Origin of the sequence: Flavobacterium pisciphilum, assembly GCF_020905345.1 — a bacterium.
GTDB classification, from domain to species: Bacteria; Bacteroidota; Bacteroidia; order Flavobacteriales; family Flavobacteriaceae; genus Flavobacterium; species Flavobacterium pisciphilum.
Genome location: NZ_JAJJMO010000001.1, coordinates 1,222,426 through 1,234,591, shown reverse-complemented (window position 1 = coordinate 1,234,591; position 12,166 = coordinate 1,222,426). Strand labels below are relative to the sequence as shown.

The 12,166-nt window shown below is 30.2% G+C and carries 10 protein-coding genes; all 10 read left to right on the top strand.

Annotation, left to right across the window (positions count from 1 at the left end; all coding sequences use genetic code 11):
• The first annotated feature begins 34 nt into the window (after positions 1–34).
• The 10 genes from LNQ49_RS04655 (at position 35) to LNQ49_RS04610 (ending at position 12,166) form a co-directional block, all read left to right on the top strand.
• The gene (locus tag LNQ49_RS04655) at positions 35–1,438 is read left to right on the top strand and encodes a GspE/PulE family protein (protein WP_229987551.1); all 1,404 of its coding nucleotides are present in this window, start codon (positions 35–37) and stop codon (positions 1,436–1,438) included.
• 37 nt (positions 1,439–1,475) lie between these two features.
• Complete coding sequence (locus tag LNQ49_RS04650; RefSeq protein WP_229987550.1) at positions 1,476–3,656, top strand: type II secretion system protein GspD; 2,181 nt, start codon at positions 1,476–1,478, stop codon at positions 3,654–3,656.
• On the top strand, positions 3,656–4,852 hold the full coding sequence (locus LNQ49_RS04645) for a general secretion pathway protein (RefSeq protein WP_229987549.1): 1,197 nt from the start codon (positions 3,656–3,658) through the stop codon (positions 4,850–4,852). Before LNQ49_RS04650 ends, LNQ49_RS04645 begins: the two co-directional genes overlap by 1 nt.
• A 1-nt stretch (position 4,853) precedes the next feature.
• Positions 4,854–5,375 carry a general secretion pathway protein gene (locus LNQ49_RS04640; RefSeq protein ID WP_229987548.1) on the top strand — a complete coding sequence of 174 codons (522 nt, stop codon included), beginning with the start codon at positions 4,854–4,856 and terminating at the stop codon, positions 5,373–5,375.
• 34 nt (positions 5,376–5,409) lie between these two features.
• On the top strand, positions 5,410–6,459 hold the full coding sequence (locus LNQ49_RS04635) for a tail fiber protein (protein WP_229987547.1): 1,050 nt from the start codon (positions 5,410–5,412) through the stop codon (positions 6,457–6,459).
• 376 nt (positions 6,460–6,835) lie between these two features.
• Positions 6,836–8,068 carry a hypothetical protein gene (locus tag LNQ49_RS04630; RefSeq protein WP_229987546.1) on the top strand — a complete coding sequence of 411 codons (1,233 nt, stop codon included), beginning with the start codon at positions 6,836–6,838 and terminating at the stop codon, positions 8,066–8,068.
• A complete protein-coding gene (locus LNQ49_RS04625) occupies positions 8,059–9,090 on the top strand; it encodes an LVIVD repeat-containing protein (protein ID WP_229987545.1) in 1,032 nt (343 codons plus the stop codon). The genes LNQ49_RS04630 and LNQ49_RS04625 overlap by 10 nt, the downstream gene beginning before the upstream one ends.
• Before the next feature lie 187 nt (positions 9,091–9,277).
• Positions 9,278–10,804 carry an MFS transporter gene (locus LNQ49_RS04620; RefSeq protein ID WP_229987544.1) on the top strand — a complete coding sequence of 509 codons (1,527 nt, stop codon included), beginning with the start codon at positions 9,278–9,280 and terminating at the stop codon, positions 10,802–10,804.
• Between the two features lie 137 nt (positions 10,805–10,941).
• Entirely contained in the window at positions 10,942–11,403 is a 462-nt protein-coding gene (locus LNQ49_RS04615; protein ID WP_229987543.1) for an SRPBCC family protein, read from the top strand.
• 100 nt (positions 11,404–11,503) lie between these two features.
• Positions 11,504–12,166: a M15 family metallopeptidase gene (locus tag LNQ49_RS04610; protein ID WP_229987542.1), complete on the top strand. Its 663-nt coding sequence runs from the start codon at positions 11,504–11,506 to the stop codon at positions 12,164–12,166.

Sequence of the window (12,166 nt, the reverse complement as noted above, 5' to 3'; positions counted from 1 at the left end):
TTATGACAGCAACTTTTTATATGCCTATTAAGCAATGAATGATTTTGATATTTCTATAGAATTTCAGCAACTTGTTAAATCAGAACAAGCATTTTATTACAGGATTATTCCAGTTGGTAAAGTAGGAGAGTTGGTGCTGTTAAAAACAGATAGTGTTGATATACAAAGTTTACAAAATGAACTATCAGTTTTATTAAATTTTGCTATAAAATTAGAAGCAGAGAGTAGTGAAAATATTAATCGCTATTTGAGTACTAATTATAGAAAAACATCTTCTGAAAATATTTCAAGTATCCATTATTCAGCAGATTTTTTAGAGAAAATAGTGCTAAATGCTAAAGAAATAGGAAGCAGTGATATTCATTTTGAACCCTATGAAAAAAATGCTAGAGTGCGTTTTCGTTTGGATGGAAAATTAAAAGAGCAATTTCATATTACTACAGAGGAGTATCCTATTCTGGTGAATAAAATAAAAATTAGAGCACAACTAGATATTTCTGAGAAGCGATTACCTCAAGATGGGCGTATTACTATGGTTACTGATTACGAGGATTTTGATGTTCGTGTTTCAGTTTTACCAACCCTCCATGGAGAAAAAGTAGTATTACGTATTTTAAGTAAGGATACCAGTCATATTAATATTAATGCTCTTGGTTTTACTGAGAAAGAGCTAATAACTTATCTTGAGAATATAAAACGCCCGAATGGTATTGTACTCATTTCAGGACCTACAGGGTCTGGAAAAACGACTACTTTATATGCTACTTTAAAAAAGCTTAATTTACCCAATACTAACATATTGACTGTAGAAGATCCTATAGAATATACATTGGAGGGTATTAATCAAGTACAATTAAAAGAAAATATTGGGCTTGATTTTGCGACTACTTTAAGGACATTTTTACGTCAAGATCCAGATATAATTATGGTTGGTGAAATTCGAGATGTAAATACTGCAAATATGGCTATTCGTGCTGCCTTAACAGGGCATCTTGTGTTGTCTACAATTCATACCAACTCGGCATGGGCTACAGTTTCTCGATTAATTGATATGGGAATCCCATCTTTCTTGATTGCGAGTACATTAAATGTAAGCGTGGCTCAACGTCTAGTAAGGAAACTTTGTGAATATTGTAAAGTTGAAGAAAATGTTTCGCAAGCCCTTTTTCCAACAGGATTTATTATTCCTGAAAATTTGAACAAACATCATTCTGCTGTTGGTTGTGAAAATTGTTATCATACAGGGTATTCAGGTAGAAAAGCCATTTATGAAATTCTACCTATAGGAAGTGAACTCTCTGCATTGATTAAAAATAATCAATTAGATATAAATACTTATTTGGAAGAAAACGAAATTTTCACACTGAAAAAAAATGCATTATCTCTAATTAAAAATGGAACGACTTCAATTGATGAAGTTTTTTCATTACTCTTGTAAAAATATATATAAAAGCAGTCACATCTGATTTACATTCATGAAAAAAATAACTACTATCCTCTTATTATTAATTTTTCAAATTTCATTTTCACAAGAAAATAGGATTTTACAACTTAAAAATAATATTGATGCAATAAGTGCTGATGCACCTGGTTTGTCAGAAAAAGTTAATATTAATATTAAAGAGTCTACTTTATCTAGTTTTTTGCTAGCAGTTTCTGAGGTGCATAAAATTAACTTAAGTGTAGCTCCAAATTTAAGTCAAATAAATATAGTGAACAGCTTTACGGGAGTTACAGTAGGTGATTTGTTGCTTTTTCTTTGTAAGGAATATAATTTAACAATCGACTTTACTGGAAATATTCTCTCTATAAAGTCATACGAAAAACCAGTGGTAAAAGAAGCTGTCAAGCCAATTGATGTAGTGTATGATACCTCTAATGATTTACTTTCTCTTAATTTAAAAGGAGATCAATTATATGGAGTTTTCAAAGAAATAATGGATAAGAGTGGTAAAAATTTAGTTTTTGCTCCGGGATTAGAAAATCAATTATTAACAGTTTATATTAAGAGCATGCCATTTGATGCTGCATTAAATAAACTAGCCTTTGCAAATAATCTAAATGTAACAAAGTCTAGAGATAATTTTTATATTTTTGATCAATTGGAAGGAACGTATTCAAAAGAATCAGGTACAGATGCTATTCGTCAAAATAAACCATTGCGTTCTCGAAAATCAAATTTCTTTTTTACAATTATTGATGCTAATAAAAAATTACTTGATGTTGATTTCGAAAATACTCCAATTTCAAGTATTATATATGATATAGGGCATGAATTAGATATTGATATGTTTATTTCTAGCCCACTTGAGAATGCAGGAAATGCCACTGTTAAAGCAAAAAACATTTCATTTGATGCTTTATTAAATAAATTATTTGAAATTAAGTCAGATAATTCATCCTCAAATATTGGCTCATCTCAGGCACAATATAATAATAATAATAATAATATAGGAAGTTCAAATAGTGGAGCTTCAAGTGGGCCTTATACTTACATGAAAAATGGATCTATTTATTATTTTGGAACTAAAGATCAATTAGTTGTTCGAAACATAAAAGTTATTCCGTTAATGTATCGTTCAATTGATATTTTGAGCGATCCATCGAAAGAGGGAAGAAGTGCAGGACGATTAAATAATAATACCAATTATACTAATTATAATAATTCAAATAGTACGTTTGATAATAAATCAAATTCAAATTATCAGCAAAATCAAAATAATAACTATAATTCAAATAGTTCAGCTTCTTCAGCAAGTACTCCTTCAGAGTCTATTTTGTCAATAATTCCTGATGAAATTAAGAAAGATTTAGATATAAAAATTGATAAAGAACTTAATAGTTTTTTGGTTAATGGACCTGCGGCGAATATTGAGCGTTTTGAAGTTTTTATAAAATATATTGATAAGGCTGTACCAGTTATTTTGATAGAAGTTATGTTACTTGAGGTGAACAAAAGTGCTACTGTAGAAACAGGAATTAGTGCAGGGATTGGAAATAAGCCAGTTACTACCACAGGTACTTTGTTTCCAGGAGCAGATATGAATCTTGGAGCACAAACAATTAATAATATTATCGACGGATTTAATGGATTTGGATCTTTAAATATTGGAAAAGTAGTTCCTAATTTTTATTTGAGTCTAAAAGCAATGGAGACTAACGGAAATTTAAAAATTCGTTCGTCCCCAAGATTATCAACATTAAATGGACATAAAGCCTATTTATCTATTGGTGAAACAACCTACTATGTAGTTACGAATCAAAACTTTTATGGGTCGCAGATTCCACAAGCTTCTGAAGTTAAAAATTACCAACCAATTGATGCCGAATTATCTGTTACGATTATGCCTTTAGTTTCTGGTGATGGACAGATAACTATGGATATTAAAGTAATTCAATCTAGTTTTAATGGGCAAAAAGTTGATAAAAATGCGCCTCCTGGAATTAATTCAAGAGAATTCACCTCTATTATTCGAGTAAAAGATCAAGACATAATTGTATTAGGTGGTCTTGAAGAATCTGTAAAAAATGATTCAGGAACTGGAGTACCATTATTATCTAGAATTCCAATTATTAAATGGTTATTTAGTTCTCGAAAAAGAGAGGACTCTAAGAAAAAATTATCAGTATTAATTAAACCAACTGTTATTTACTAATGAATTTGCCATTTATAGCCCCTTTATTAATAGGTACCCAGTATATTGGTATCGAACATTTCACTTTGAATAATGAAGAGAAAATAGCATTATTGTTAGTAGAAAAGAAGAAAGAAGGGTTAATAATTTCCAAAAAAGATAAGGTAAGTTATACTGAGAAAATAGCAGAAAAATGGGATACTAAACTCCCTTTTTTTTTGATTGTTAATACCAATCAGGTTATTCAAAAGGAAGTTGCTGGTGTTGATGCTTCAGATGAGAAATTATTGCATAAAACATTTCCAAACACAAATTGGGATGAGTTTTATTTTGAAATCTGGAGATTAAAAACAAAATCAATTATTGCAATTACTAGAAAAAAATATTTAGATGATTTACTTTCACATTATGAAAAACAAAAGATTACTATTTCTGGAGTAAGTCTTGGGGTTTGTTCAATAGCGGAGATATTGAACTATACTGATGAAAAGGTTTTGTTCACAAATAATCAGATAATAATTAAGGATGAAGAAAAGCAGATTATTACTTTTCAATCTGAAGGTTTAGAAGCAACTTATAATATAAATGATCTAATAATTTATAATACTCATTTATTAGTTTTTTCAGGTTTATTACGACTCATAACTCAAAGCACTCAGAATACAGGAAGTATTATAAATTATAGTACAATGCTTTATGATGAATTTAATCAAAAAGCTTTTTTTACTAAAGGATTAAAAATAATGGTAGGAGTAATATTGACTATTTTACTTCTTAATTTTTTTGTTTTTTCACATTATTATAAAAAGGCTGAAAAAACTTCCGAAATAGTATTGGTAAATCAATCATCACTAGAAAGTGTAAATACTATCAAGCAGAGGATTGTAATAAAAGAGCAAAAAGTAAAAAGTATTGTTGATAGAACCTCTTCCAAAAGTTCATTTATCATTAATGAAATTACTAAAAGAGTGCCTCAATCAATTTTATTAAAAGAATTTATTTATTCTCCATTAGAAAAAAAGATAAAATCTGAAGAATCAATAATTACGCAAGATGAAGTATTGATAATTTCAGGAACTACTATAGATAATAGTGCTTTTACAAATTGGGTCGAGGTTATTGAACAATTAGAATGGATCAACAAAGCAATAATAACTCATTTTGGAAAAAATGAATTAAATGAAACAGAATTCTCAATTAAGCTAATACTGAAATGATATGAGACTTAACAAAAAAAACAAATTACTTTTGGTTGGTTTCTTCTTAACTTTATGTATTTGTTATTCTTTTGCAATTTCTAATACAATTGAATATTATAAGGAATATAAAGCAAAAGAAGAACAACTTCTTAGTACAATCGAGACGCCAAAATTAATAAGTCAGTTAGTTCAAAAAGAAAAACAATTGGATTTGTTTTTATCAAATTATACTATCAATACTACTGATTCTTTTCAGAATGATTTATTAAAACAACTTAATACCTATAGTACTAACTACCATCTTAAAATTATTGATTTTAAAGAACCACATATAATAACTGAAAAAGGATTTATAACAACAAGTTACATTTTCTCTTTGGAAGGTTCTTTTAACGGATGTTTGGCGCTGCTAAACAAAATTGAAAATGATGCTACTTTAGGAAGTATAAAGCACTTGAATTTCATGAAAAAGAGAAATTACAAAACCAATTTAGACGAATTAAGTGTAGAAGTTATCATACAGAGAAATCAAGGAGTTTAGGTGTTTTCCCTTATTAATTAAATTTAAATAAATTATGAGAAATAATATTTCACTAGCATTGCTATGCTTAATAACGTCTTTTTGTGTAGCTCAAAATAAGCTTGAACCGACCGGTAATGTAGGTATTGGTACATTGGATCCTAAATTTGAATTGGATGTTATAGGAAAGGGGCGCTTTAAGGTTCCAGACGATCAGTCTGGTGTAGGCGGATTAACAATTGAGACGCATAATGGAACTAATTTAAAAATAGGAGGAAACTCAAATTATAGTTGGATACAATCGCATGGAATGTTACCTCTTTATATAAATGAGTTAGGTAACAATACAATATTTAACCTAAGAGATGGTAATGTTGGGATTGGGACTGTTAAGCCTAGACAAAAATTTGTGGTTTCTAACAATGGAGTAGAAGGGTTTGAGGTTTATTTAGAACCGTTAACCAATATCGTTGGATTACAATCTTTCAATAGAGTTTCAAATACGTATTCTAAAATGCAGTTAGACGCAAGTCAGTTTTCATTTTTGCACGGTAATGTTGGAATAGGGACTATGAGTCCTCATCAAAAATTTGTGGTTTCTAACAATGGAGCAGAAGGGCTTGAGGTTTATTTAGATCCGTTAACCAATATTGTTGGATTACAATCTTTTAATAGAGTCTCATATATATATTCTAAAATGCAGTTAGATGCAAGTCAGTTTTCATTTATGTATGGTAATGTTGGTATAGGAACAACAGCTCCAGATGAAAAATTAACTGTAAAAGGAAAAATTCATACACAAGAGGTGAGAGTAGATTTAGCTGGTCCACTTGTTCCTGATTATGTGTTTGCTAATGATTATAAATTAAAGTCATTAGAAGAAGTTGAAAGCTTTATAAAAGAAAATAGTCATTTACCAGAAATTCCATCAGCAAAAGAAATTGAAAAAAATGGTCTTATGCTAGCCGAGATGAATATGAATTTATTGAAGAAAATAGAAGAATTAACTTTGTATGCTATCAATCAGGAAAAAAAGACAGAGAAGTTAATGGAGTATATTGATAGTCAGAATAAACGTTTAGAATTATTAGAAAAAAAACAATAATAGATTTCATTGTTTAATTTGATGTTTATAAAAGAAAAAGCAACTCATTTGGAGTTGCTTTTTCTTTTTATTAATTATTAACGGTAGTTAGGTAGTTAGTTTTTTATACTTAAGAGTCTCTTTTAATTAAAAGTAGAATCCGTTTTTTTATTATTATAAAATGGAAATTTATAGATAATAAAAGTTAATATATATAATGCTTGAATTGTAGTTTTGTTAGTATGTTGTTGTTTTATAGATAAAAATGTAATAATTATCGTTTTCTATAAATAAGAAAAACAAATTTTTATTTAAAAAAGAATGGAAGATATTTGCAACATTAGATTCAAAATCTAATATTCCCAAAACTAAAAAAACAAATTTAAACTAACCTACAATGATTACAAACATTAAGAGGTGGCGTTTTGCCAGCTTGCTAATTACAGGTTTTCTCATTTTTACAAGTTGTGATAAAGAAGACCAATCTACTGCTTACAATGCTAACTATTTACCAAGTATTGATGCAACAAATTTACCAGCAGGAAATCGTGCAATGACTATGTTTGAAGATGATGAAAGTCCTTCAAAAATGTATGATAAAGAAGATCGTTGGTTTCGTGTAAATCAACCGATGCAAGTGATTCAAAAAGGGAAAGATTCGGTACAAGTTTCTCTTTATTCTCCTGTTGGACTTACCGATGTAAGAATCTACGCTAAATTGGCTAATTATGACAAGCGATTCTTAATTTATAGTTTCACAAAAATTCCCGCTTTTCATCGTTCATTTCATCAAATTCCTTTGGTAACAGGAAAACATGATTATTTATTAGAAACTGGTAATGCGGTTACAATTGATAAAATTGATGGTTTCTCTTCAGGTGCAATAGAATTTTCGGTTGAATCAAGTGATCCTTTGTTTGCAAAATTCAAAAAAATTAAGTCTTCACATTTAGTTCAATTTAATGATGGATACCATATTAAAGAATTGGGTAAATTTTTGCCTATGAACCCAGTTTTGGCTAAAGAGGCAATTGCGATGATTATCAATTATTCATACGCTTTAAGTCATCCAATTTATTATGACACCTTTATTAATTTTGATAGATATAAAAAAGAGCAAGCTGCTCAAGCAGGAACAGCTGTAAATGGAGCAACCTATTGGCATGGAAATGCAGAGGATGTTGATGGTGTCTACGATTATCTTACTAAGGTTGAAATTGAGAAAATATATTTGGACTACCTTGATAATAGAACAGTTTATATGGCAATGGTAGGAGGCGATTCTGCTTGGGGAGGCGGACCTTTAGCATCTCAATGGGAATCTAGTTATATTACAGGACATTGGGTAGGAGATATGTCGGTTTGGTCACATGAATACTCACATCATATAGGTTTTAGTCACAGTAGTAATTTAGCTAATAGTGGCGAAGGCGGTGGACAACAAGAGATGTTAACTCATTTTTACAAATACTTAATTTACCTGAAAGATCTTCCTTTTACTGATCCAGAGGTATTAAAAGGATGGACTAAAACAAATCATTTGACAGGAACATATAAGAAACCAATTTTCACAGTTAATCCAAAAAATCCATTCTTATTAAAATATAAAGGAGAAGGAAAATGGAATTAACAAATAAAATCAAAATGAATAAAATAGCTTTTTTTATATTGTTACTTTGTGTATTTACAAATTGTAGCAAGGATTCTTTCGACGGAACGGCTCCAAATCATACTTATTACTATCCTACTGATGAAGCCTCAATTACTGCAGGTCAGGTTGGTGATGGAAAAGGAACGTTAAACCCAAATGGAATAGCTGTAGCAAATGATAAATTGTATGTTTGTAATGGAGATGTACTTGAAGTTTTTAATGCACGTACTTTGGCTCATTTAAAAACAATTGCAAATTATACTAAAGGAACTACTACAATTGCATTTGCAAAACTTAGTTCAGTTGCAGTTGATAATGGTCGAATTTATATTGGAAGCGTTGATTCAAGACTTTTTGTTCTTGATGAAGTAACGAATGTTGGAATCAGTGTTTTAGGGAATGGTCAATGGTCGAGAACTTTCGTTCATGTTTTTGGGATTATTGTAAAAGATGGATTAGTATTTGTTAAAGAAAAAGAAACTAGTATTAAAGTTTTTGAGACATCCCAAATTACAGATAAAAGTGATTGGGATTTAGTTCCTATTGCAAAATTAAATACCTTAAAAGGGTTTGAGGAGGTGTATTCAATGGCTGTTGCTGATGGGAATTTAGTTGTAGCAGGAAGAAATGCAAAAGGGTATTTGTATTACAACATTGCAGGTATTCGTGCTAATGCTGCAGCTTCTTTAAAAGCGCCAATACAGCCTGTAGTAGTACCTTTTAATGATGTAAAGCCATTGGCAGTTGCTATTAATGCTGATTGGGCTATTACCTCAGAGAATGTAGGAGATTTAAATTATTTACGCCTTTATCCTAAAAAAGAATTTATGGACAGAACTTACAATCCAAGAGTAAATACGTCAGATATTATGGGGCAAAATAACTTTGGAAGTATTGTAAGTGTTGCGCAACTTGAGGATCGTCTTTTTTTGTCAGATAATACGAATCAAAAAATAAGAGTAATTAAACTTAATAAATCTGAAATAACAGAACAAAGATAGTATTGTTGTTTTATTGAATAAATTTACGTTTAAGCCCACTCAACAGAGTGGGCTTTTTGTATTTAATGTATGATTTATTATTGATTAGGGCATTTATAGCTTAATTTTATTATAGAAATAACATTTTTTGCACTTAGGTGTAGAAAAATTTAGGGTTACTTTGTGGTAGATAATATAATTGATTAGAATGAAAAAGATAGATAGAGTATTAGAAGGTGAAAATAATGTAAAAAATCAATGGCTGATACTTGCTATTATTATCGTTGCACTTATTCCTGTAACTATTGATGCGACCATATTACATGTTGCTATCCCTACACTCACATTATCATTGGGAGCTTCGGGTAATGATGTATTATGGATTATAGATATTTATCCACTTATTATGGCTGGTTTATTGTTGCCTATGGGAATCTTAGGAGATAAAATTGGACATAAAAAAGTACTATTATTTGGTTTGACAATATTTGGAATAGCTTCATTTTTTGCAGGATTTTCTACAGCACCGATTTATTTAATACTATCTCGTGCGCTTCTGGCGTTAGGAGGCTCGATGATTATGCCAGTAACTTTAGCTTTGATAAGTCAAACTTTTACTAATGAAGCAAAACGTGGTACGGCATTAGGGATTTGGGCAGCAGTAGGTACTGCTGGAGCAGCAGTAGGTCCAGTTATTGGTGGAATTATTGTCGAGCATTATTGGTGGGGAGCAGTGTTTTTGATTAACCTTCCGTTAATTTTAATTGTTATCCCTTTTATATGGATTGGAGTGCCCAAAGGAATTTCGAATCCTGAGAAGCCTTGGGTGTTAAAAGATGCTGCTTTTGTATTAGTAGGCGTGATTTTACTCGTTTATGGAATTAAAACAGTTTTTAAAGAAGATCATCCTTTCTGGGTCAGTATTGTTGTAGGGGCGGTTGGACTTCTTTTTTTGATATTATTTTTTAAAAAGCAGAAAACATCATCTTCTCCAATGATTGATATGAGCTTATTGCAAGACAAAATAATTTTGTTAGGAATGTTACTTTGTTTTGTGCCAATGGCAGTTATTGTAGGGTTTGAATTTCTATTAGCACAAGAACTCCAATTTGTACATAAGCTAAGTCCGATAGATGCTGGACTATTTATGTTACCATTTGTGGCTTCTTCTGCAGTAGCAGGACCGCTTACGGGTTCAATACTCAGTAAAATTGGATTTAAGAACGTTATAATTACTGTATTGTCTTTATCGTCATTATCATTCTTTATGTTGAGTCAATTAGATTTTAGTTCATTTACAGCTAGCTTGTTATTTTGGTCGATAGTTTTAGGGTTCAGCTTAGGGGTTGTATTGATAGCTGGAACAACAGCTATCATGTCTGCTGCTCCACTTGATAAAGCTGGGATGGCAGGCTCAATGGAGTCTATTTCTTATGAACTAGGTACTGGGTTAGGGATTACTTTTTTTGGAATTATACTATCTCAAATTTTTGTAAAAAAGTTTATTATTAGTGATGAATTGTTGAATGGAGTCTCAAAGGAGGTAAATAATTCAATTGGAGATGCAATGATTGTTGCCAATGAGTTAGGAGGTGAGAAAGGTGAGATCATAAAAAAAGCGGCAATGACAGCATTTAAAGATGCACATGATGTAGTTTTAATTCTAGCAGGATCAGTATTGGCAATTTTGGCTTTGACTTTGGTATTTATATTACCTAAAGAAAAGAAGAGATGATAAAAAAGAATATCTGTAAAATTTAAGCTGTCTTAATTACCCCTGTAAAAGTCTGTTTTACACCCTGTTATTTGTAAATGAGATTGTTAACTTTGTTTAGTTCAATGAGTTTTCATTTTTTTTAAACAATAATAATTATGGATAATCAAGATTTTACAACAACTATTTTAGTAGGTCAAACTCCCAAAGAAGCATTTGATGCAGTTACAAACGTTCGAGGATGGTGGTCAGAAGAAATTGAAGGAGGTACAGGAAAGTTAAATGATGAGTTTAGATATCATTATAAAGACATTCATATTTGTAAAATGAAATTAGTAGAAGTTATTCCAAACAAAAAGGTAGTTTGGGATGTGTTAGAAAATCATTTTAATTTTACTGTTGATAAAGGAGAGTGGGTAGGTACAAAAGTCATTTTTGAAATAAGTGAAAAAGATAATAAAACAGAAATTCGATTAACACATAAAGGGCTGGTTCCAGATTATGAGTGTTACGATATCTGCGTGAACGGATGGACTAACTATATTAATAGTAGTTTGTATAATTTAATAACTACAGGTAAAGGACAGCCGAATTTGAAAGAGGAAGTAAGCAGTAAGTAATAATTTTAAAAATAATAATAATTTTAAACCCACTGTAATTAGTGGGTTTTTTGTTTTGGATGCTTTTGTTTACTTTTACTTACACAGGAAAATTCAAACTATGATATTAATAAAAACGTTATACATCAATTTACTTTTTATAGGAACACTTTTATTGGTTACTTCAGTAAATGCTCAAAATGAATTGCATGAAGTTGATAATAAGCAGGTCATTTCGGATACTACTTTTGTTAATTTAAAAGATTATAGTAGTGATTTTGTATATGACATGAAATATGCCACAGAAGATAATTTTCTTAAAGCAAAAGTGTATGATTGTGCAGAATGTTTCCTGCGTTTAAAAACAGTTAAAGCGCTAGTAGAAGCTAATAAAACTTTTATGAAGAAAGGATATAGAATCAAGCTATTCGATTGTTATAGACCATTATTTATCCAAAAAAGAATGTGGGAAATAGTTTCAAATCCTAAATATGTTGCAGATCCAAAAAAAGGCTCCATCCATAATAGAGGAGGAGCCGTAGATATTACTCTTGTTGATGGTAATGGTAAGGAATTAGATATGGGGACTTCTTTTGATTTTTTCGGAAAAGAAGCCAGTCATAACTATATGGATTTATCAGATACTATTAAAGCAAACCGAAAATTATTGAAAAGAATAATGATAAAACATAATTTTAATTCTTTTGATTCAGAGTGGTGGCATTATAATTTAAAAGCAGGTTTAAATGATAAAGTCTCAAATACAAAATGGAATTGTAATTAA